Consider the following 20,928-nt stretch of genomic DNA (forward strand, 5'->3'; position numbering starts at 1 on the left):
CTCCTGACGTAACGTCATCATGACAGATAGGGCGTCAGGAGGAAGACCCATGAAACCGCAAACCCTGACCATTGGGGAACTGGCCAAGGCCAGCGCAACCACACCCCGGACGCTTCGACATTTCGAAGCCATGGGGCTTATCAAACCCATCCGCGCAGAAAACGGCAGAAGAGTTTACGATCTGTCTGCCATCAGTGCGCTCGCCCATGTCCTGCTTCTGAAACGCATGGGATTCAGTCTTTCAGAAATCAGAAACATGGAGCGCAGGCCAACGGCTCCAGACGCCATCATAGATGCCCAGTTGGCACTTCTCTCTGTCCGCAAGACCGCGCTGGAACGAACGATCAATCAGCTCAGCGCAACACGCCTACTGCTGAAAGGGAGCGAGGTCTGTAATGGTGCCGTGGATCTTGCTGCGTTCTGCCTACTGCTCCGTGAGGGAGAAGCTGCTCTTCAATGGGAAAACACCCAGCCGGTTTTTGAGCAATATTTCACACCGTCCGAGCAACACACATGGCAGAAGCAGATGGACACTCATTTCGGCTGTGAAGACGAAAAAACGTTCTATCAGATCCGATGGGTAAAACTGATTGCCACTTGCGAAGAAGCCATCGGCCGCAACGTCGCACCTTCAAGCCAGGAGGCGCAACAACTCGTCAATGAGTGGCTGGAGTTGCAAAAACCCTTACAGGACGCCGTAGGGCCAGACCTGTGGCGCAAGGCTGCAACCATGTACGAACATCTTCAGGACTGGCAGACACCCGAACGGCAGGCGCCCTTCAGCCCTGAAGTTTTTAACTTCATCCGTGAGGCTGCAGCTCAGCGGGCTGTAGCGCCTTGAGTGACGCATCTTCAAAGGCGTTCATGCGGTAAGGACCATCATCCTCGAGCTGAATGCCAACGATGTCGGCTTCGTGCTTGTGCTTCCAGATGGAGACGATAACCGGGTGATTTGCGGCGTTGCTCAGACGAAGAATGACCTGCCCTTTCGTCGGCGGCTTTTCGCCACTCGGTCCCCATCCCGTCGTATGGGACTGAAGCCAGAGATTGACGTCATTGACTTCCGCAGATGTCAGATCCCGGCTGACGGGCGCCACAATCTTTCCCTCTGTGACGGGAGGGAATTTCCAGGCATGGATCAACGGCCATGCGACAAACCAGACGATGCCCACGGGAATGAAAACCAGTGCACAAAAGGCCAGAAGCAGCTTTTGTTCGCGCCTCATGCGTTCTCTCCTGCCCAGCTTTTCAGGGCATCAGTAATGCGGGTGACTTCATCATCAGTCAGCTCTGGATGAATGGGGAGTGCTAGCACCCGTGCGCCAAGCCCTTCGGACACGGGCAGTAAAGCACCATCATGATGCTCGCTATAGGCAGGCTGATGATGCAGTGGCTTGGGGTAATAGATCGCCGTTGGGATGCCGGCGACCTTCAGATGCATCTGAAGCGAATCCCGCGCAGCAACGTTCGGCAGCAGAACTGTGTAAATGGCCCAGGCACTCTCACTATCCGCAACACGAGCTGGGGCCTGAATACCCTCTGGCATGGCAGCATCATACGCATCGGCAATGGCATCCCGGCGCTTCAGCTCATCTTCAAAGGCATCCAGCTTTGCAATCAGAACGGCCGCCTGAATGGTGTCGAGACGACCATTGATCCCAATCCGCTCGACTTCATAACGGGTCTTGCCCTCTCCATGGGTGCGAAGTGAGCGGTAGAGAGCCGCCAGATCTGCATCATCCGTCAGGATCGCGCCGCCGTCCCCGTAGCCACCCAGCGGCTTGGATGGAAAGAACGAAAGCGTCGTGGCTCTGGCTTCATGACCGAGGCGACGCCCATGATACGAGGCGCCAAAAGACTGGGCGCAATCTGCAATCAACGTCAGATCTTCCTGGGCTGCTAAAGTTTTCAGCTCATCCCAAGGCGCAGGCTGACCAAACAGATCAACACCGATAACGGCTCGTGGCTCCAGTTCACCGGCTGCTCGGACAGCTGCCAGACGCTCCGCCAGAGACGCCATGCTGATCTGGAACGTATCCGGCTCCACGTCCACAAAGACGGGGGTCGCGCCGAGAAGAAGAACAACTTCCGCCGTCGCCGTATAGGTGAAGGCCGGGAGGAAGACGGCATCTCCTGGCCCGATTTCCTCACCCATCAACACCATCAGAAGCGCGTCCGTCCCGGAAGAGACGCCAATCGCATACTTTGCGCCCCCGAACTCCGCGAGGCGCTGCTCCAGTTCCTCGACTTCCGGCCCCATGACAAAGCGGCAATGCTCGAAAACCGTCTTTACCCGACGGTCGATTGCATCCTTGAGACGGGCCTGCTGTTTCGGAAGATCCAGAAAGGCAATCGGATCAGTCATGCAATCGTCTCCACATCGGGCTGGGAATGGTCTGTCCGGGACGGTGTCTTTCCATCCCGGTTATGATTGAATTCCGGCACAAGCCGTTGAAAAATCGCCATGATGGCAGGAAGGTCTTCGCGCAGGCAGGCTGCTTCAAGCGCATCCATGGCTTCTGCTGCCACATCGAAATCGACCGTGCGAGGAGAGGCCATGCGCAAGCCTGGCGCATCCGTAGGAACAGGCGCTTCACGACCGTGGAACAGCTCTTCAAACAGCTTTTCACCTGGCCTGAGACCCGTAATCTGGATCTCCACATCCGTCTCTGGTTTCAGCCCCGCCAGACGAATCATCTGACAGGCCAGATCCATGATACGAACGGGGTCCCCCATATCGAGTACAAAGATACCACCCTGACGCAGCTTCTGGTCCGTGGTGTCTTCGCCTGACGCTTCCTGTGTTCCACGGACTGCCGCCTGAAGAACAAGACCAACGGCTTCAGGAATGGTCATGAAATACCGGGTCATGTCCGGATGAGTGACCGTAAGAGGGCCACCCTGCTCCAGCTGCCTGCGGAACAGTGGCACAACAGATCCGGTAGAACCCAGCACGTTACCAAACCGCACGGTCACGCAACGCAAACCGCCGTTTCCCGCTCGGGCACGCATATCCAGGGCCTGACCGTAGACCTCGGCACACCGCTTGCTCGCGCCCATCAGGCTGGACGGATTGACGGCCTTGTCTGTTGAAATCATGACCATGGCCTGAGCACCGGAGCGCTCTGCTTCATCCAATACGATACGCGTCCCGATCACGTTGGTCAGAACCCCTTCAATCGGATTGGACTCAACGATAGGGACATGCTTCAGCGCCGCGGCATGGAAGACCAGCGCTGGTCGATACTGATTGAAGACTTCCGCAATCCGGCGTCGATCACGCACATCAGCGACGATCTGATAGCGGGGCACATCGGGATACCGGTCTGACAAATCGAGATTGATCTGCCAGAGGGCATATTCGCTGTTTTCGATCAGCAAAATGGCCTGAGGCGAAAACGAGGCGATCTGACGGGCGAGTTCCGAACCAATACTGCCCCCGGCCCCCGTCACCGCAACCACCTGCCCGGCAATCAGGCGACTCATGCCTTGGGAATTCAAAGCAACCTGAGGACGGTTCAGCAGATCTTCGATCGCAACAGGACGAAGTTCAACGCTTTCCGCGGGCTTCAGGTCTGTCAGGGAAGGTGTTCTCTGTACGTCGAGATGATGCAGACGCGCGACTTCAAGCACACGGGAGAGCGGAGCACCGCGCAATTCTGACGTGGTGATCACCAGCGTATCGGGCAGACGACCGGCTGCGGCCATCTGGTTCAGGATTTCCGGTGTCTCGTCAATGGTTCCCAGAATGGGGCAGCTGTGAATACGCCGTCCCGCCTGCTGGGTGCCGCCTGTCAGCAACCCGACAACCCGACGTCCTGCCTCCTGATCGCGCTCCATCGCACGAATGAAGAGATCTGCCTCATGGTCCGCCCCGAGCAGAAGAACGCGTTCCCGCCCAGCCACCATCAGGCGACGACGTGCGCTCAGCCGCCAGACCATGCGGATGGAGCCGAGGAATGTCAGCAGAACCAGCGCATGGATAAAGGGAAACGTCGGACTAGGGAGCGGATAACCCGCCAGATGCAGCAATGTTGAAAACAGGACGGCACTCAGCGCAGAGGCACAGGCGATATTGAAAAGGTCCGAGAGCCCGGAAAACCGCCAGTACTGCTGGGCCATCCGAAACGGCAACCCGCTGACCAGCAGCGTAATGCCGCCACCTGCGAGAAACCACAGCGGATGAAGCCATCCACCATGCGGGTCTGCCAGCCAGCGGGCCACAGGTGCGGCCAGAGCTGAAACGACTCCGTCCAGCACAACATTGAGAGCAATACGCCTTGCCTGCACGGTGGTACGACCAGTGCGGCTGACGGAAGAAGACTGGGCCGGAAAATGAGGGCCGGAAGGTGGTGTGACTGTCACGCCTCCCTTATAGCGCCAAAACACCTGTTCCCATAAAGTCGATCCATGCCCTTTTCTTTACAATCTCTTCTCTCGGGCTTCACGCTGCCTGACCTTCCCGCTGCACTTCTGTGCATGGTGCTTGTTGCACTCATGATCCGTGCAGGCGTCATGGATCATCCGGTTCATCGAAGCTCCCATACACGACCGATTCCAAAAGGAGGCGGCATCGGCATTATCGGGGCTTTCCTGCTCTGCCTTCCCCCTGCTCTTTACCTGACGCATCAGTCGTTTTTCACGGGGCCTATTCTTGGATTGATAGGTGGCGTCGTCCTTCTGGCAACGGTTTCATGGCTGGATGATCTCTATTCCTTCCCTGCGCGCTACAAGCTGGCAGCACAGTTTGTAGCAGCAGCATTGGCAGCGTTCGGGAGTGGAGCATCGCTTCCCCTGACCGTCCTGTTCGTCCTGGGTGCCGTTTTCATTACAAATGCACTGAACTTCATTGATGGAATCAACGGCCTGGCGTCTGGCGTCATGGCCCTGTCAGCGCTGTTTCTGGCCGCATCTGGAATTCAGCCTGTCGTCTTCGTTTTATTCGCGATCTGCCTGTTAGTGTTCCTTCCATGGAACTTCCCGAAAGCACGCATTTTCATGGGAGACGTCGGCAGCCAGTCGGGTGCCCTGATCATAGCCTGGGGTGCCATGCAGCCTCATCCTCTCGCAGGAACGCTGACGCTGGCACTTCTGTCAGGCGTTTTGTGGGACGTGCTGTTTACTCTGGCGCGCCGTGCACGGGCGGGAGACCATCTGGCGCAGGCGCATCGCGGGCATCTCTATCAACTGGCCGTCCGCTCCGGGATGCCAATGCCGCTGGTCACAGTCATTTATTGGGGATTTGTGCTCTGGGGAGCCATAGCCTGCATCGCAGGACAGCCATGGGAAACAGGGCTGCTTGTTCTTCTGCCTCAGCTCTGCTGGACAGGATATGTCTGCACGCGAGCCAAAGCCCGCGTGCAGGATCACTGGTGATTAGCCAGCACGACGTGTAGTGATACGCTCGACAGAAGCGGAAGCGCGCTCAGCACGTGCAGGACGCGTGCCGGAAGCTTCAGCCATGACAGCGCGCATTTCACGAAGGAAGGAAGACCCCTTCAGCGTGCGCTGAACCAGCACGGAACGACGATCCAGCGGATCGACCTTGCGGCGGGCCAGATCGAGTTCGCCGAGACGGTCCAGAGCGCGCGTGATGGCAGGCTTGGAAACCTTCAGTTCCGATGCCAGACCACGAACGGTGTGCGCACCGTCCCGCAGGTAGCAGGTCAGGAACACGGCAAGCTGGCGGGCAGACAGATCCGGACCGTCACGGCGCACCATGGAAACGACGGTGTCGCACAGAAGGTGAAGCATCTGGTCGTTGTTAGCCTGAGGCATTTCTCTCTCCTTACGGTCTGCCCCCCTGTTACCTGATCAGGTAACAGGGAAAAGAACAATCGAGCCATTCAGACCCGACGGGGTTATGTATGTCGCTCAGCCCGGCATGGGTCTGAACCTTGGTCTTCTACATCTGGTGTTTTGAAACGCATCCGCAAGTATGCGGGTTTCAAAACGATTTATGCTGCGGGTGGCAGCTTTCGAACATGGAAGGCCGTATGCCCTATCAGACGCAGATTTACACCCCATAGTTTTAAGACAATCATATTACGGTTCGTTAAGGATCGTCCCGCAGTCTGGTTGTTCACTTCACGAAGACCTGCCCAGTCTTGCAATCATTTTAAGAAGCGCACGAAGCGCGAGGGTCTCTCCCCCTTCCGGACGACCTGGTGAATTCGCGTCATTCCAGGCGTAAGTGTCTATATGGAGCCATTTTTGTCCGTCCGGAACGAACCGCTGAAGGTAGAGAGCAGCCGTAATCGCCCCTGCCATCGGTTTTGACGTTATATTTCCGAGATCCGCTATTTTACTATCAAGCCATGCGTCATAGCCATGCCAGAGCGGCAATCTCCACAAAGCATCCGCAGTATCCAGACCCGATTCGAGCAGTAATTGAGCAAATTCATCACTGTTGCTGAACACGGCTGGAAGGTCGGGACCAAGAGCTACGCGCGCAGCGCCGGTCAGGGTTGCGGCATCCACAATGTAATCTGGAACACTTTCAGCAGCTTCCGTTATCAGATCACACAACACCAGACGCCCTTCCGCATCCGTATTCCCGATCTCCACGAACTTGCCACTGCGCGTCTTCAGAACATCTCCCGGGCGCATGGCGTGACCCGACACACTGTTCTCGACACAACCCAGTCGAAGCTCCAGATCAATATCGAGCTTCAGATCAATCGCCGCGCACATGACAGCAAGCATCAGGGCCGCCCCGCCCATGTCCTTTTTCATGCGCAGCATTCCGGCCGCAGGCTTCAGGTCATACCCGCCCGTATCAAAGCAGACCCCTTTCCCGACCAGTGACAGGCGCGGCGCACCCTCCCGCGCCGTCCAACGAGCAACGACAACAGCCGGTTTGCGCTCAGATCCCTCGCCGACTTCAGCCAGACAGGGGTAAGCTGCTTTCAGATCATCTCCTTCAACAATCCGAACTTCAGCGCCTCGCCCATCCAGAGCCCGGTAAGCAGACTGCGCGAGATCCTGTGGGCCAAGAAGATTGGCTGGCGTATTGATGAGGTCACGACCGAACCAGTTCGCCTTTGCAATGGCACTTGCCGCTTCAACGGTATCAGGAACCACCATGCGGGTCGCAGCGTCCTGATCCTGACCCACACGATAGCAATAGGCTCCCATCGCGAACCCAAGGAGCGCGGTCTCCTGAACGCCATCTTCAACCCCGTGCAGGACAGCCAGCCAGTCACCGGCGGGAAGAGCGGTTCCCAACAGACCGAAGGCCGTCGGATCATTCAGTCGCGCCGCATCGACACACAGCAACGCCGCACCAGCTCCGTTTTCACCCGGAAGCAGCGTGAAAGCGCCGTTTCGGGACGAAAAGCCCTGCGTCTTCAGAAAAGCACCATGTTCCCCCAGCAGACGATCAATCGTCTCCGTGTCCTGAGAGCGCACCAGATGGACAGTCCGGGGTGCAGGCGCATCAGAAACAGACACAAAAGGGAGTTGAATATGAAAACTCATGAACCTCTTTCCTGAAAAGTGTCGAACCTAGAGGCCCGAACGCTTGCTTTTGTTCCGCAGGCACCCGACCATTCAGGCATGAAGGGTGCACACCGCGGTAACCATTCCGCTCATCATATCATGCCGGCAAGCGTCCGTGCGGCGCTGGGTCCAACCAATACCGGCAAGACGCATTATGCCCTCACGCGCATGATGGCTCATTCCTCCGGCATCATCGGCTTTCCGCTGCGGCTGCTGGCGCGGGAGAACTATGAGCGGCTGGTGAAAGCCAAGGGAGAGCGGTCCGTCGCGCTCATCACCGGTGAGGAAAAAATCGTTCCTCCCGGTGCCCGCTGGTTTGCCTGCACGGTGGAAGCCATGCCGCTGGACCGGAAAGCCGAGTTCGTCGCCGTCGATGAAATCCAGCTCGCATCCGACCCGGACCGTGGACATATCTTCACGGACCGACTCCTGCATGCCCGCGGCACGGTGGAAACGCTCTTTCTTGGCGCTGAAACCATCCGACCGCTTCTTCAGAAGCTGGTTCCCGGCATCGAAATCGACACCCGGACGCGCCTGTCCAGCCTGGTCAGCACCGGCCCAACCAAACTGTCACGCCTGCCACCCCGCTCCGCGATCGTCGCGTTCTCCATGGCTGAGGTTTACGCGCTAGCTGAGGTCATCCGCCGCCGCAGGGGCGGCTGTGCCGTCATCATGGGGCAGTTAAGCCCCCGCACCCGAAACGCACAGGTTGAACTCTACCAAAACCGGGAAGTCGATTATCTCGTCGCCACGGATGCGATCGGCATGGGTCTGAACATGGATGTGGACCATGTTGCCCTTGCCCAGCTCTCGAAGTTTGACGGCACCTCTCCGCGTCCGCTGTTTCCGCAGGAGATTGCGCAGATCGCCGGACGTGCTGGCCGTGGCATGAAGGATGGAACCTTCGGCACCACGGCGGACTGCCCGCCCATGTCTGCTTCCACCATAGAAGCCGTAGAGCAGCATCGCTTCGATCCGATCCAAAGACTCTACTGGCGAAACCACGAGCTGGATTTCACCAACCCGCGCGCCCTCCTTGCCAGCCTGACAGTCGCGCCCCCCTTCCGTGGCCTGACCGCAGGCCGGATGGCATCAGACGTTACAACCCTCGAATCCCTCGTCCTCGATCCGGAGATCCGGGAGGTCGCAAAAGGACGTCGCGCCACATCCCTGCTCTGGGAAGTGTGCCAGATCCCGGATTTCCGGAAACTCGGGGACGACAGCCACACCAGACTCTGCGCGCGCCTTTTCCTTCATATTCTCAAGGAAGGCGCTGTCCCGGCCAACTGGATGGAAGGTCACATCAAGGGCTTTGCACGCGTTGACGGGGACATCGACACCCTGATGCACCGCCTGACCGGTGTGCGCGTGTGCTCCTACGTCGCCGCCAGAACGGAATGGAGCCGTCATTCCGCCACCTGGCAACAACGGGCCCGCGAAGTGGAAGACCTTCTTTCGGACGCCCTTCACGAGCGTCTGACAGCACGATTCGTGGACAGGCGGGCGACCTCCCTGCTTCGCCGCCTTGATGCAGAGACAGATCGGAACATTCTTTCTGCCGTCACAGCGGATGGAGATGTGATCGTTGAAGGCCACAGCATCGGAAAAATCCGGGGCTTTGCGTTACAGACCGATACGACAAGCGGCCCCGATCACCAGATTATCATGCGCGCGGGGCGGAAGGCCCTCCTTCAGGAAATCCCCCGCCGCGTTCGCCTGTTTCAGGATGCTCCCGACAGTGCACTATCTCTGGATAGTGACACAGGCACCCTCTTCTGGGAGGGAGTTGCGCTTGGAAAGCTGATTGCAGGGAAGACATTCCTTCAACCTGCCGTCCGTCTGTTTTCCGGGGAATTCGCGGATATCAATCAGCGCACTCAGGTTGAAAACAGGCTGCTGCGTTATATCCGAACGATGATCGAACGGGACATGGCCGTTCTCTTCAAGGCAGAACAGACTGTTACGAACCAGCCTGAACTCAGAGGTATCGTTCATCGTCTCCATGAAGATGGCGGGATCACAAGCCTTCTCCCCACTGACAGGACGCTGCCACAGCAAGTCAGACGATCTCTGCGCAAGGTTGGCGTGGAAGTCGGGCGCTTTGCCATTTTCTTCCCTGCGCTTCTGCGTCCTCGCCCTCTTGGACTGATGACACTCCTGACGCAGCTTCGCCTGGGCGAGTCCCTCACCATACCTGCTCCCGGCCGGGTCTCGCTTCCCTGGGATCTTGTGGCAGGTGTGCCAGGCTGGCTGCAGGCTGGGCAGACCGGGATCAGACTTGATATTGCGGAACGCTGTGTCGCTGAACTGGCGCATCTGACCCGCAAACAGGATCATCCTGCGCCGTTGAGTCTCGCCTCCCGGTTTGGTGTGAAGACAGACATGCTCTCGGAAATTCTCACCGCTCTCGGGATTGCTCATCGGCCGCCCTCCGCTGTCAGCCCATCTCATGCAGGGCCGCCTGCCCCACTCATGATCCTCTCGGATCGGCGTACCCGTGCGGGCCGCAGGAGGCCCAAGGCTTCTGGTCAGCGCACCAGCCGACCTACGGCTGTACGGCAGGATAGCCCTTTTGCAGCGCTTGCTATTTTAAGAGAACGGTCTACCCCATGAGTGATGACTACCAACGCCTGGATCAATGGCTGTATTACGCACGGGTCGCTAAAACACGCCCTCTCTGTGCAACGATCGTCAGTAAGGGGCGTATTCGCGTGAACCGGCAGCCGACCAGCAAGCCTCATGCCAAACTTCGTGTGGGAGATGTGCTGACTCTTCCGCCTGCGAACCCCACTGAAGACGTGCGTGTCTGGCGTATTCTGGACCTCGGGGAGCGTCGCGGTCCCGCGAAAGAAGCATCCCTGCTATACGAGATCGTTAAAGAAGAGCCTAAGAAGCTTGCTTCCTAGGCCAATCCTTCGCATATCATCCCGCACAATTGAAAAATGGGCCGCACAGCCGGGCCCGAATGAGGATCGGAGACACCAATGAGCTATGTGGTCACGGAAAACTGCATCAAGTGCAAGTTCATGGACTGCGTGGAAGTTTGCCCCGTAGACTGCTTCTATGCCGGGGAAAATTTCCTCGTCATCAATCCGGACGAATGCATTGACTGCGGCGTGTGCGAACCTGAATGCCCGGCTGAAGCCATCTTCCCGGATAGCGACAACCGTGCAACTCCGTGGATCGAGATCAACTCCAAGTTTTCTGCCCAGTGGCCGAACATCACCCGCAAGGGCGAGCAGCCAGCTGATGCGGAAGAATGGAAAGATAAGCCAGGCAAGGCTGCCATGCTCTCCGAAGCTCCTCACAAGGACTGAACCTTCTCCTCATTTGAAGGCTCGAAGCCCGGCACACTGTGTCGGGCTTTTTTTATGCCGTTGCGGCTGGATTGGTGGATCGAGACGAGGACTGTCTATCTTTCATAGTGTGGTGGCTCAAAGCCGATCACCTTCAAAAGTGATACCCTACCTACTTCACACCCGAACGCATTCGCTGGCTGCATCACTGCTCTCCAAAATTTTTGGCGATTGAATGTCAGGAAGTCTGGGGAGGAGATTATTTCTCCCGAACGGACTGGAGTTACGCACACTCCCCAAGATGCTTCCCCTCTCTCTCTGGATTGGAGAGAATTTTCGGAAAGCCATTCAGTCCAGCGAGTATTTTACCAAGCTTACAGAAGACCCTCCTGCAGACCCTATAAATTCGCAGGGAAATGGAAGAAGCATCCAACAAACTTCGAATAGCGTTCTGGAACGAGGTTGCCGCCACCTACGGCTACAAAAACCGTGAACAGGTGGATCATGCTGCAACATGGTTTTTGTCGGCTGGCACTATCTTGTCGATGATTTTGTCATTCTTGAACCCAGCCAGCGCAGCACCACTTTGCCTGGCTGGCGAATACCAAGCAGAACGAAGAAGAAATCATGAACGTGCCGTTATCAATCTCAGATGAGGAACTCGGTCTGGCTGTTCATGGAAGCATTCTCTGGATGTGAAATTTCGAAGCGGCAAACGGTTAATATGCACAGGGCCTAAGTGTCCTCGTTATTACACGACTGGATCATAAAACATCCTTCGCTCTGCGCTTCAGGCATCCGAAAGGACGCCGGAAGTCGCCGTATCTTCAAACCTACCAGAAGACAACCGGACACAAAAAAACCGGCAGGATTTCTCCTGCCGGTTTCTTCAACCTTGATCCGGAAAGGATCTTAGCGGGACATCATGTTGATGGCCGTGTCATGCATGATGAACAGCGTGCCGCCGACAATAATGATCACTGATGCTGCTGCGAAGATGAAGCACATCAGGTTCCAGCTCTGCTCGTTGCTGGTGTTCAGATGAAGGAAGAACACCAGATGCACGACGATCTGAACGACCGCCAGAACACCAAGAGCTGCAAGTGCCATCCCGGGAGCCAGTGCGTGGGTCATGACTGCTGCGAAAGACGCAACAGTCAGGACGACCGCAAGAACGAACCCGATGATGTAGGACTGATAGGAGCCGTGGCTACCATCGTGGGTTGTATGTGCCTGGGCCATTACATCACACCTGCGAGATAGACGAAGGAGAAAACACAGATCCAGACGATGTCCAGAAAGTGCCAGAACAGGCTGAGGCAGGTCAGCTTGTCCATCATCCGCTGGGACAGATCCTGCGGGCCCATCATCTGGACCATCAGAACCGCCATCCAGATCAGACCACAGGTCACGTGCAGACCGTGCGTTCCAACCAGCGTGAAGAACGCGGAAAGGAATGCAGAGCGGTCAGGACCGTTACCTTCGGCGATCATGTGTGAGAACTCGCTCACTTCAAGACCAACGAAGGACAGACCCAGCACGAAGGTGATGGCCAGCCAGACCAGCACCATGGTCTTGTTCTTTGCCAGCGCGCTAAGCGAGGCAAAGCCATAGGTAATGGACGAGAACAGCAGGATTGCCGTTTCGATCCCTACATTCGTCAGGTCGAACAGTTCCTTGCCCGAAGGGCCCCCGGCAAACTGGTTCCGGAGGACTGCGAACGCAGCAAAGATCGAACCGAACAGAATGCAGTCCGTCATCAGGTAGAGCCAGAAACCGAAAACATTCGGCGTCTCGTGATGATGATCGTGACCGTGGTCGTCAGCGTGTGCCAGAGGCGACATGGTTGCTTCGTGAGCCATTGACTATGCCCCCCTTACTCTGCTGCCTGCGCAGCGGCGATACGACGGGAATAGACTTCCTCGTTGTGCTCGATTTCGCTGACAGGGACGTAGTAGTCGACGTCACGGTTTGCACTGCGCATGATCATCGTAACGGCGATACCGATCAGGCCAAGACCTGCCATCCACCAGATATACCAGACGGCACCAAAGCCGAGGATGAACGAGAACGCACCGATGATGGCACCCGCAGCCGTGTTCTTCGGCATGTGGATCGGAGCCAGCGGCTTGTTGTGTGCACGACGGCCAAGCTGCTTCTCGGTGTGGAACGTGTCCAGACCGTGGATGTCCGGGATAACTGCGAAGTTATAAGCCGGCGGCGGAGAGGAAATGGACCACTCCAGCGTACGGCCACCCCACGGATCGCCCGTCAGGTCCAGGTTTTCCGGCAGGTTACGGTCACGGATGGAGACGTAAAGCTGCGTGAGCTGGCAGACGATACCCAGAGCGATAACAATCGCACCAGCTTCTGCAATCAGCAGCCACGGACGCCAGTCCGGATTGTCGTAGTGGTTCATACGACGCGTCATGCCTTCGAGACCGAGGACATAGAGCGGAACGAAGGCAAGATAGAAGCCAACGAACCAGCACCAGAACGCGCGCTTGCCCCAGGCTTCGTTCAACTTGAAGCCGAAAGCCTTCGGGAACCAGAAACCCATACCTGCAATGTAACCGAAGTACACACCACCAATGATGACGTTGTGGAAGTGGGCAATGAGGAACAGGGAGTTGTGAAGGATCCAGTCAGCAGCCGGCATGGCCATCATGACGCCCGTCATGCCACCGATGGAGAAGGTAATCATGAAGCCGATCGTCCAGTACATCGGAGCCGTGAATTCAACACGTCCCTTATACATGGTGAACAGCCAGTTGAAGATCTTCACGCCAGTCGGAACTGCAATGACCATCGTCATGATACCGAAGAAGGTATTGACGTTGGCGCCTGCGCCCATGGTGAAGAAGTGATGCACCCACACGACGAACGACAGCACCATGATGGAGCACGTAGCGTAAACCATCGTGTTGTAGCCGAAGAGCGGCTTGCGGGAAAATGTTGAAGTGACTTCAGAGAACACGCCGAAAGCCGGGATAACCAGAATGTAAACTTCCGGATGGCCCCAGGTCCAGATCATGCTCAGATACAGCATGACGTTGCCGCCGGCATCATTCGTAAAGAAGTGCATGCCGAGGTAACGGTCGAGGCTGAGCAGAGCCAGCGTCACGGTCAGAACCGGGAACGAAGCCATGATCAGAACGGTCGTGCAGAAAGCAGTCCAGGTGAAGACCGGCATCTGCATCCAGCCCATGCCAGGAGCGCGCATCTTCACGATGGTGGTGAAGAAGTTCACACCCGTCAGAAGCGTACCGACACCGGAGATCTGAACGGCCCAGATGTAGTAGTCAACGCCAACGCCCGGGCTGAACTGCATCTCGGACAGAGGCGGGTAAACCAGCCAGCCGCACTGAGCAAACTCACCGATGAACAGCGAGATGTTGATCAGAAGGGCACCGACCAGCGTCATGTAGAAGCTGAGCGAGTTCAGGAACGGGAACGCAACGTCGCGCGCACCGATCTGAAGAGGCACCACCAGGTTGAGCAGACCCGTCATGAACGCCATGGCCATGAAGAAAATCATGATCGTGCCGTGAGCGGAGAAGACCTGGTCGTAATGGTGCGGCGGAAGGTAACCGGGATTACCGGCATAGGCCAGCGCAAGCTGGGTACGCATCATGATGGCATCCGCGAAACCACGGAACAGCATGACAATTGCCAGGATGATGTACATCACGGCAAGGCGTTTATGGTCGACTGTCGTCAGCCATTCACGCCACAGGTAACCCCACTTACCGAAGTAAGTAACGGCACCCAGCACGGCAAGGCCGATAACAACCACACCCAGGAATGTGCCGACAAGGATCGGCACATCAAAGGGTATGGCTGAAAGGGAGAGTTTTCCGAGCATCTGTCGGTTATTCCTTCATGCCAGTGTCGGACGGTGCAGCGCTGGAAGCGGACTGCATATGCATGACCTTGCCCGTCGTCTTCTCAACCATCATGCCATTGTTGTACTTGGCGACGATGCCGTCGAAGAGATCCGGCTGGACATGCGCGAAATACTGAACCGGCGCAGCTTCCTGCGGGGCGGCGTACTTCGGATAAGTCGTGTCATCGAGGTTTTCGCTGCCGTTCTTCACCTTCTCGACCCAGGCGCTGAATTCTTCAGGTGCCATGGCGAGGGTGCGGAACTTCATGTCAGAGAAACCGCGACCACTGAACTGGGAAGCTTCACCCAGATAGTCACCCGACTCAGTTGCAAGAAGATGCAGCTGTGTCTGCTGACCCGGCATGGAGTAGATCATTGATCCCAGACGCGGGATGAAGAACGACGTCATGACAGTGTCAGAGGTGATCTGGAAGTTCAGCGGCGTGTTCGTGGGCACATCCAGCTGGTTGATCGTGGCGATCCCCAGATCCGGATAGATGAACAGCCATTTCCAGTCGAGAGAGACCACCTGAACGTTCAGCGGCTTGACGTTGTCAGCCGTCTGGATCGGGCGGTACGGGTCATAAGCATGGGTGCTGTACCAGCTGATCGCGCCGAGAGCGACGATGATCAGGGAAGGAATGCCCCAGATGACATATTCGATCTTCGTTGAGTGATCCCAGGTCGGCAGATATTCGGCCTGGGTATTGGAAGCGCGATACTTCCAAGCAAAATAAAGCGTTGCGATACAGGTCGGAACCACAATCGCCATCATGATGGCAAATTCTGCCACCATAACGTCGCGGTTCATTTCTGCGATCGGACCGCGCGGCTGAAGCAGATCAACCGTGCAACCCGATAGCATCAGCGCCGGCAACGCTGGGAGATATCGCCAGAGTTTTTTCATCGGTCCTGCTTTCATCATCCGTTCCGGCATGGAGTATTCGCCGGGAAACGGTTTGACACGATAAGGGTCGCATCAGAGCTGCCGAACGCTGCCATAGTCTGCTGCCTTTCTCGTTCGTATCCTGACGTCAGGAACCGGATCAAAGATCCGACCCTGAAATTCATTCAGCATGGGACACGACTGTCCCGGTTCCTCAGGTTTTTTCTGCCTGAATCGCCCGGAAGACAAGGCTTATCACGGATTTCGTGAGGAACAGGGCATATCCCCCACACCCCCATAAATGGCTGTTTTTCGCCATATTTGATTTAATTACGGCTTTCATTAAGTACGAAAATTACATTTTTTTAATGTAAACCAATTCGAATAAGCGGAAAATAATTCCAGACCTTTTTAGTCCAAAAACAAGAAAGGGAGCGACATTAACTGTCGCTCCCTCAGAAACATCAACAATACTTGATAGGTAATATCAGTCGCTATTACTGGAGCGAACACCAGTGAACTGAATAAGAAACTGAAACAGGTTCACGAAATTGAGATACATGGTCAGCGCATCGTAGATGCTGAGCTTCCCAATATCGTCCTGTGAAGCAAAAGACATATATTGCTGGTAGTTAATCTTGATGCGCTGCGTGTCATAGGCTGCAAGACCTGTGAAAAGAGCGACACCGATTAGAGAAACAAGCATTGCCAATGGTGCGCTGTGGAGAAAAATGTTCACAACCATCGCAATCATGATGCCGATCAGCCCCATGAACAGGAAGGAACCGAGTCGAAGGAGGTTCGCTCCCGTGGTGTATCCCCACAGAGCCATTCCACCGAACATCACAGCACTGATGAAGAACGTTCTGGCGACAGAAACGCCAGTGTAGCTTAGCAGCAGACTGGACATGCTTGCGCCCATTGCTGCGCTGAACAGCAGAAAAATCGCCTGAACTGCAGAACGTGAAAGACGATTGATCCCGAAGGACAGTACCATCACGAAAGCCAGCGGGGCAAAAATCGCTACCCCACCCAGAAAGGTGGGGCGCAGAACAAACGCGCCGTTCGGCGTTTCTGCCAGATGAAAGAAGAGCGCGCGCAGAGAGGTCTCTGCCACGCCATACGCAACAAGCCCCGTCACGACGAGGCCGATCGCCATCCAGTTGAAGACACGGCACATATAGGAGCGAAGACCAGCGTCAAGACTGCCGACCCCTGCCTGTGTACCGGCCCTGCCGAAATTGGAATTGAAAGCCATGATACCTTTTCCAGTAAAAGGCCCTTTCAAAAAGGGCGCTTGACGAACCTTGCAAGCTCGCCCGTACTTTCCCTGAATGTGGGGCTTTTCACTGCACGGTCAAGAAGACCCTTCATATCTGTGTTCCATTTACCCGGGAAACGAGCCTCTTGAGACTTTTTGTCGCACTCGACCTCTCCCCCGCCCAGCGCGAAGCGCTTGCTCTTCTCAGAGGTTCACTGCCGGGCGTGCAGTGGGTTCCTTCCGAGAACTATCATCTGACCCTCCGTTTTATCGGTGAGATTACCGATCGCTACGTGATGGAAGAGATTGATCTTGCTCTTTCGCGGCTGGCCTGGAAGCCATTCGATGTCTCTTTCCACGGCGCAGACCTCCGCGAAGGCATGACTGCTGACAGCCTCATGATCGGCACTGAACGATCCGAAGCACTCACTACACTTCAGACGCAGGTTGAAAGCGTTCTACGCAAAGCCGGATGCGCACCTGCAAAACGCCGTTTTCAGCCCAGCGTAACTCTTGGGCACCTTGCAACGACCCAACGTGCCGATGCAGCCCGCTGGGTTCAGAGGCATAATCTTTTCAGAAGTGAGCCAATGCCCGTTCACCACGTTACGCTCTTTGAGAGCCTGCGTGGGTACGATCAGCATGTCTATGTTGCCCGCGCAGAATATGCCTGGCACCCGGACATGCCACTTCTTCCTGAGGATGAATGATTTCCAATCCCACTACGCAGGATCGACTGAATGCTCTGGTTCAGGAGGTCCGCTCCTGCCGTGTCTGTGAAGACCACCTTCCTCTTGGCGCGAGGCCGCTGATCCATGTTTCAGCAACGTCCCGGCTACTGATTGCCAGTCAGGCGCCGGGAACCAAAGCCCATTTCAAAAATACATCTTTCAAAGATCCATCAGGCGTTCGGCTGAGGCAATGGCTCGGCCTGACAGAAGACGTGTTCTATGACACCCGTCACGTCGCCATTTTGCCAATGGGCCTCTGCTACCCCGGTCGCTTACCCAAGGGCGGAGATTGCCCTCCCCGACCCGAATGCGCGCCCATCTGGCGAAAACGGGTTCTCTCGCTGATGCCAGCCCTCCGGCTCACCCTGCTGGTCGGCAGCTATTCACAACATCACGTATTAGGAAAAGGCTCGGTCACGGAACGGGTCAGGAATTTCCGGGACTACCTGCCTGACAACTATTTCCCCCTGCCCCACCCGTCATGGAGAACAGGGGTATGGGAGAAGAAAGCGCCCTGGTTTCAGGAAGAAGTCATTCCTGCCCTTCGCGAAAAGGTGCAGGCCATTCTGGCTCTCAGTGATGAGCAAGCCTCAGGGTCTCAACCAGAAAACCCTGAACACCGGAAATCAGGATCTGGATTCCGATAGCCAGAAGGATAAGTGCAGCCAAACGGCTGACAATCCGCGCACCGGTAACACCCAGCATGGAAACGATGCGTTCCGCATAAGCATAGGCAACCGCCACAACAATCCCCATAGCCGTTGCCGCCGCAGATACCCCCATGAAATAATCCGGTGCCGGCATATGCGGAGGGCAGGATGAACTCAGGGCAATCGCGACTGAAATACTGCCCGGCCCCACCGTAAAAGGCATGGCCAGCGGGAAAAACGCACGCTCTTTCAAATCCGGCGCCGCAACAGTACGGCCGCCCTGCAAAGCCTGCTTTTCCTTGCGGGCCTCACTTGTTTCCGGCTGCTGAAGCATGACCCAGGCACGGGATGCCACAACCAGCCCACCCGTAATGCGCAGGGCATTCATACTGATGCCAAAAAAGCTGAGAATCCAGCTTCCGAACCATATGGAAACAAGAAGGATGGCGAGCGAATTCAGGGCGACCAGTCGCGCCAGCTCGATCACCTCTTTGCGCGTCCGCCCCTGTGTTGCCTGAGCGAAAATAAGGGATGCACCAAGAGGATTGATGATCGAGAACAGTGCCGGGAATGCAATCAGCGAGCTATTGATCGCATTTCCCAGGCTGGGCGGCAAACTCATGAACCTGTGGCACCTGAAACGGTTTCGGAACGCCCCGCCGCACGCTTCTTGCGAGCCTGCCGTTCTTCTCCACTCAGGAAAGCCCGGATCATACGATAATCCTCAGAAAAACAGCAGATGGTCCCAGCCTTTCCGTCCGGACAGACCGTCAATCCAAGATCATTATAGACTGCCATAAGGGACTGACCAACACGGACAAACGCAAGTTTGCGTCCTTCCTGAAGGGCAAGGTCCCTCAACCGCCATATCGCGGCAATGCAGTTCCGCTCCGAACCAGCCGGATCGCCCAGACCAATGATAAACTGACCCGTACGAAGGAATGGAATGGCCGCGCGACCAGCTTCATCATGCAGCAGGCCGCTGGGCCGACGACGCCCAAGCTCCTGCAAGGCATGTGGGAGGCTACGATACAGCTGTTCATTTTCTGAATTCCACGCTTCGAAGCGGATACGTGTCCGGCGCATTCCAAACCAAAGCGCAAAAAGTCCACAAAGCGCAGAAATAGCCAAGAACCAGCGCCCGATCGCCGTGTGTGCATCGTAGATCATCGAACGCCACCAGATGGGTCCAAGATGACGTTGCAGCGCCACCCACCCCACACCGAGCAAGCCCAATGCCCAAAGTGACACCGGAGCGAGCATGGCAGGCGTCAGAGGCGCGACGAGGATCTGCGCGCGACGATAATAGCAGTTCCGGAACGGCGCGATCAGCAGCATCACCAGCGCGAGTGCAACCGGAGCCTCCCAGGGTGCATGACGCAGGACCAGCAGAACAACCGAAGCCCCCAGAACACCCAGCGAAACTTTCCAGGCCAGAGCCACGCGCTGCGATAGCCCTAGAGCCAGACCAACCAGCGCAACACCACTAACTGTCAGGAAAAGATCAGCGATCTGCGACACAGCCGCGCCCAGTGACGTCCGCAGCGGCGGCAGTTCAGCAGCCAGCGCATAAAGCACCAGAAGAATGCCCGCGACAGCCTGTACGCTCGTTGCAACCGTGACGGAGAAATCGGCTTCCGATTCCCGCACCACCTGGCTCGGCCGGATGCGACGCGGTGCCTGCCCTGCTGACATGAGCGCCTGTTCACCCCGCAGAAACAGCTCATGTCCTGCAAACATCAAACCAGCCAGTACGAGTGGAATGATGTAGTAAAAGAGGCGAAAGACCAGAATGGCGCTCATGATTTCCGGAACCGGAAGATATGGGCGCAAAGCCAGCAACATGGCACTGTCAAACACACCGAGACCACCAGGCACGCTGGCAACCAGACCCGCCGTATATGACGCGATGTAGATGGCCAGAAACGTGCCGAAGCCGAAATGCGCTTCTGGCGGCAGGGGCGGAAGAACACCGTATGCGATCAGAGCCGTTGCAGCCATATCCGCAGCGCTGACGGCAATCTGGGAAATGGCAATGCCTGTCCGGGGAATTTCGATGGTGTAGCGCCAGATCCTGACATGACGGCGGACACGGGACAAAACGATATAAGCCGCCAGAACACCCCAACATCCTAACCCTGCCAGCCTCAGAAGGATGGAAGGGAGATGAGACAATATGGGAATGGCGTGCGGCTCAAGGGTCAGTATTCCTCCCACAAGCGCCGTGGTTCCAAGCAGATAAGTTGCCGAACAGAAAGCAATAATCTGGGCTATATCGCCCGGTGCGACCCCCCAGCTCCGATAAAGCCTGAACCTGACGGCGGCCCCTGAAATCGCGGCACACCCGAGATTATGAGACAGAACGTAGGAGCAAAAAGCCGCAAAGGCCGAGCGCTGAAAGGACACCTTCGCACGGACATGCAGGCAGGCCAGTCGGTCGTAAAACGACAGGATGAAATACGACAGGAACGTCGCACCTGCCCCCGCCAGCAGTGCGCCTGAGGGAATAGCCCCAAGACTTTTGATAATGTCGTGTAAGGACAAATGGCGCAGTTCGCGCCAGATCACGACAACAGCAGCCACCAGAAGCACGAGCCCGACAACAGCGGGCGCACGCGTCAGCAGAAGCTGCCAGCGATTCTTGACGCACTCGCCCTCGTCTTCAAGATCGAGAGCGAGACTGTCATCGTGCCAGTCGTCTTCCCTGTGAGGGCACAT

The 20,928-nt window shown here is 56.6% G+C and carries 20 protein-coding genes; 8 read left to right on the plus strand and 12 right to left on the minus strand.

Features of this window, described 5'->3' with window-relative positions:
- The first annotated feature begins 49 nt into the window (after nucleotides 1–49).
- The gene (locus tag B7444_RS04225) at nucleotides 50–841 is read left to right on the plus strand and encodes a MerR family transcriptional regulator (RefSeq protein WP_007282338.1); all 792 of its coding nucleotides are present in this window, start codon (nucleotides 50–52) and stop codon (nucleotides 839–841) included.
- Here B7444_RS04225 and B7444_RS04230 read toward each other — a convergent pair.
- The 3 genes from B7444_RS04230 to B7444_RS04240 are packed head-to-tail and all read right to left on the minus strand — an operon-like array spanning nucleotide 801 to nucleotide 4,365.
- Entirely contained in the window at nucleotides 801–1,226 is a 426-nt protein-coding gene (locus tag B7444_RS04230) for a hypothetical protein (protein ID WP_007282339.1), read from the minus strand. The two genes, B7444_RS04225 and B7444_RS04230, sit on opposite strands and share 41 nt — an antisense overlap.
- Nucleotides 1,223–2,365, minus strand: a complete 1,143-nt coding sequence (locus B7444_RS04235) for a DegT/DnrJ/EryC1/StrS family aminotransferase (RefSeq protein ID WP_007282340.1) — start codon at nucleotides 2,363–2,365, stop codon at nucleotides 1,223–1,225. The genes B7444_RS04230 and B7444_RS04235 overlap by 4 nt, the downstream gene beginning before the upstream one ends.
- Complete coding sequence (locus tag B7444_RS04240) at nucleotides 2,362–4,365, minus strand: polysaccharide biosynthesis protein (protein ID WP_007282341.1); 2,004 nt, start codon at nucleotides 4,363–4,365, stop codon at nucleotides 2,362–2,364. The genes B7444_RS04235 and B7444_RS04240 overlap by 4 nt, the downstream gene beginning before the upstream one ends.
- Before the next feature lie 45 nt (nucleotides 4,366–4,410).
- On the opposite strand from B7444_RS04240, the gene B7444_RS04245 reads away from it, so the two are divergent.
- Nucleotides 4,411–5,376, plus strand: a complete 966-nt coding sequence (locus B7444_RS04245) for a glycosyltransferase family 4 protein (protein ID WP_007282342.1) — start codon at nucleotides 4,411–4,413, stop codon at nucleotides 5,374–5,376.
- Here B7444_RS04245 and B7444_RS04250 read toward each other — a convergent pair whose 3' ends face one another.
- Both B7444_RS04250 and B7444_RS04255 read right to left on the minus strand, forming a co-directional pair.
- Nucleotides 5,377–5,778, minus strand: coding sequence for a MarR family transcriptional regulator (locus B7444_RS04250; protein ID WP_007282343.1), 402 nt, complete (start codon nucleotides 5,776–5,778; stop codon nucleotides 5,377–5,379).
- Between the two features lie 309 nt (nucleotides 5,779–6,087).
- A complete protein-coding gene (locus tag B7444_RS04255) occupies nucleotides 6,088–7,479 on the minus strand; it encodes a M17 family metallopeptidase (protein ID WP_007282344.1) in 1,392 nt (463 codons plus the stop codon).
- Nucleotides 7,480–7,497: 18 nt separating this feature from the next.
- Here B7444_RS04255 and B7444_RS04260 point away from each other — a divergent pair, with 18 nt between their 5' ends.
- The 4 genes from B7444_RS04260 (at nucleotide 7,498) to B7444_RS16725 (ending at nucleotide 11,452) form a co-directional block, all read left to right on the plus strand.
- Nucleotides 7,498–10,113 (plus strand): helicase-related protein, encoded by a 2,616-nt coding sequence (locus B7444_RS04260; RefSeq protein ID WP_007282345.1) that lies wholly within the window; start codon nucleotides 7,498–7,500, stop codon nucleotides 10,111–10,113.
- Nucleotides 10,110–10,406 (plus strand): RNA-binding S4 domain-containing protein, encoded by a 297-nt coding sequence (locus B7444_RS04265; protein WP_007282346.1) that lies wholly within the window; start codon nucleotides 10,110–10,112, stop codon nucleotides 10,404–10,406. Before B7444_RS04260 ends, B7444_RS04265 begins: the two co-directional genes overlap by 4 nt.
- A 78-nt stretch (nucleotides 10,407–10,484) precedes the next feature.
- Complete coding sequence (gene fdxA, locus B7444_RS04270) at nucleotides 10,485–10,817, plus strand: ferredoxin FdxA (protein WP_007282347.1); 333 nt, start codon at nucleotides 10,485–10,487, stop codon at nucleotides 10,815–10,817.
- A gap of 395 nt (nucleotides 10,818–11,212) precedes the next feature.
- Nucleotides 11,213–11,452 (plus strand): hypothetical protein, encoded by a 240-nt coding sequence (locus B7444_RS16725; RefSeq protein WP_035730062.1) that lies wholly within the window; start codon nucleotides 11,213–11,215, stop codon nucleotides 11,450–11,452.
- 256 nt (nucleotides 11,453–11,708) lie between these two features.
- Here B7444_RS16725 and cyoD read toward each other — a convergent pair whose 3' ends face one another.
- The 5 genes from cyoD to B7444_RS04295 all read right to left on the minus strand — a co-directional run bounded on the left by cyoD (nucleotide 11,709) and on the right by B7444_RS04295 (nucleotide 16,826).
- Nucleotides 11,709–12,038 carry a cytochrome o ubiquinol oxidase subunit IV gene (gene cyoD, locus B7444_RS04275; RefSeq protein ID WP_007282349.1) on the minus strand — a complete coding sequence of 110 codons (330 nt, stop codon included), beginning with the start codon at nucleotides 12,036–12,038 and terminating at the stop codon, nucleotides 11,709–11,711.
- Nucleotides 12,038–12,658, minus strand: a complete 621-nt coding sequence (cyoC, locus tag B7444_RS04280) for a cytochrome o ubiquinol oxidase subunit III (protein ID WP_007282350.1) — start codon at nucleotides 12,656–12,658, stop codon at nucleotides 12,038–12,040. The genes cyoD and cyoC overlap by 1 nt, the downstream gene beginning before the upstream one ends.
- A 14-nt stretch (nucleotides 12,659–12,672) precedes the next feature.
- Nucleotides 12,673–14,661: a cytochrome o ubiquinol oxidase subunit I gene (gene cyoB / locus B7444_RS04285; RefSeq protein ID WP_007282351.1), complete on the minus strand. Its 1,989-nt coding sequence runs from the start codon at nucleotides 14,659–14,661 to the stop codon at nucleotides 12,673–12,675.
- Nucleotides 14,662–14,668: 7 nt separating this feature from the next.
- On the minus strand, nucleotides 14,669–15,607 hold the full coding sequence (cyoA, locus tag B7444_RS04290; protein ID WP_035730060.1) for a ubiquinol oxidase subunit II: 939 nt from the start codon (nucleotides 15,605–15,607) through the stop codon (nucleotides 14,669–14,671).
- A gap of 448 nt (nucleotides 15,608–16,055) precedes the next feature.
- Complete coding sequence (locus tag B7444_RS04295; protein WP_007282354.1) at nucleotides 16,056–16,826, minus strand: Bax inhibitor-1/YccA family protein; 771 nt, start codon at nucleotides 16,824–16,826, stop codon at nucleotides 16,056–16,058.
- A 149-nt stretch (nucleotides 16,827–16,975) separates the two neighbouring features.
- Between B7444_RS04295 and thpR the strand changes: the two genes are divergently transcribed.
- Both thpR and B7444_RS04305 read left to right on the plus strand, forming a co-directional pair.
- Complete coding sequence (thpR, locus tag B7444_RS04300; RefSeq protein WP_007282355.1) at nucleotides 16,976–17,539, plus strand: RNA 2',3'-cyclic phosphodiesterase; 564 nt, start codon at nucleotides 16,976–16,978, stop codon at nucleotides 17,537–17,539.
- Complete coding sequence (locus B7444_RS04305; RefSeq protein WP_016737732.1) at nucleotides 17,536–18,207, plus strand: uracil-DNA glycosylase family protein; 672 nt, start codon at nucleotides 17,536–17,538, stop codon at nucleotides 18,205–18,207. Before thpR ends, B7444_RS04305 begins: the two co-directional genes overlap by 4 nt.
- On the opposite strand, the gene B7444_RS04310 is transcribed toward B7444_RS04305, so the two are convergent.
- Both B7444_RS04310 and B7444_RS04315 read right to left on the minus strand, forming a co-directional pair.
- Nucleotides 18,134–18,832: a MarC family protein gene (locus B7444_RS04310; RefSeq protein WP_007282357.1), complete on the minus strand. Its 699-nt coding sequence runs from the start codon at nucleotides 18,830–18,832 to the stop codon at nucleotides 18,134–18,136. The two genes, B7444_RS04305 and B7444_RS04310, sit on opposite strands and share 74 nt — an antisense overlap.
- Nucleotides 18,829–20,928: a lysylphosphatidylglycerol synthase domain-containing protein gene (locus tag B7444_RS04315; protein ID WP_007282358.1), complete on the minus strand. Its 2,100-nt coding sequence runs from the start codon at nucleotides 20,926–20,928 to the stop codon at nucleotides 18,829–18,831. Before B7444_RS04315 ends, B7444_RS04310 begins: the two co-directional genes overlap by 4 nt.

The organism is Gluconobacter thailandicus F149-1 = NBRC 100600, assembly GCF_000964465.1.
GTDB classification, from domain to species: domain Bacteria; phylum Pseudomonadota; class Alphaproteobacteria; order Acetobacterales; family Acetobacteraceae; genus Gluconobacter; species Gluconobacter thailandicus.

What these genes read in the sequence shown, in the direction of transcription:
- cyoD (WP_007282349.1), bottom strand. Translation starts at nt 12,038, where the DNA reads ATGGCCCAGGCACATACAACCCACGATGGTAGCCACGGCTCCTATCAG.
- B7444_RS04230 (WP_007282339.1), bottom strand. Translation starts at nt 1,226, where the DNA reads ATGAGGCGCGAACAAAAGCTGCTTCTGGCCTTTTGTGCACTGGTTTTC.
- B7444_RS16725 (WP_035730062.1), top strand. Translation starts at nt 11,213, where the DNA reads ATGGAAGAAGCATCCAACAAACTTCGAATAGCGTTCTGGAACGAGGTT.
- B7444_RS04225 (WP_007282338.1), top strand. Translation starts at nt 50, where the DNA reads ATGAAACCGCAAACCCTGACCATTGGGGAACTGGCCAAGGCCAGCGCA.
- B7444_RS04265 (WP_007282346.1), top strand. Translation starts at nt 10,110, where the DNA reads ATGAGTGATGACTACCAACGCCTGGATCAATGGCTGTATTACGCACGG.
- cyoA (WP_035730060.1), bottom strand. Translation starts at nt 15,607, where the DNA reads ATGATGAAAGCAGGACCGATGAAAAAACTCTGGCGATATCTCCCAGCG.
- B7444_RS04255 (WP_007282344.1), bottom strand. Translation starts at nt 7,479, where the DNA reads ATGAGTTTTCATATTCAACTCCCTTTTGTGTCTGTTTCTGATGCGCCT.
- B7444_RS04235 (WP_007282340.1), bottom strand. Translation starts at nt 2,365, where the DNA reads ATGACTGATCCGATTGCCTTTCTGGATCTTCCGAAACAGCAGGCCCGT.
- cyoB (WP_007282351.1), bottom strand. Translation starts at nt 14,661, where the DNA reads ATGCTCGGAAAACTCTCCCTTTCAGCCATACCCTTTGATGTGCCGATC.
- B7444_RS04250 (WP_007282343.1), bottom strand. Translation starts at nt 5,778, where the DNA reads ATGCCTCAGGCTAACAACGACCAGATGCTTCACCTTCTGTGCGACACC.
- B7444_RS04245 (WP_007282342.1), top strand. Translation starts at nt 4,411, where the DNA reads ATGCCCTTTTCTTTACAATCTCTTCTCTCGGGCTTCACGCTGCCTGAC.
- fdxA (WP_007282347.1), top strand. Translation starts at nt 10,485, where the DNA reads ATGAGCTATGTGGTCACGGAAAACTGCATCAAGTGCAAGTTCATGGAC.
- B7444_RS04295 (WP_007282354.1), bottom strand. Translation starts at nt 16,826, where the DNA reads ATGGCTTTCAATTCCAATTTCGGCAGGGCCGGTACACAGGCAGGGGTC.
- B7444_RS04315 (WP_007282358.1), bottom strand. Translation starts at nt 20,928, where the DNA reads ATGTGCCCTCACAGGGAAGACGACTGGCACGATGACAGTCTCGCTCTC.
- B7444_RS04305 (WP_016737732.1), top strand. Translation starts at nt 17,536, where the DNA reads ATGATTTCCAATCCCACTACGCAGGATCGACTGAATGCTCTGGTTCAG.
- B7444_RS04310 (WP_007282357.1), bottom strand. Translation starts at nt 18,832, where the DNA reads ATGAGTTTGCCGCCCAGCCTGGGAAATGCGATCAATAGCTCGCTGATT.
- cyoC (WP_007282350.1), bottom strand. Translation starts at nt 12,658, where the DNA reads ATGGCTCACGAAGCAACCATGTCGCCTCTGGCACACGCTGACGACCAC.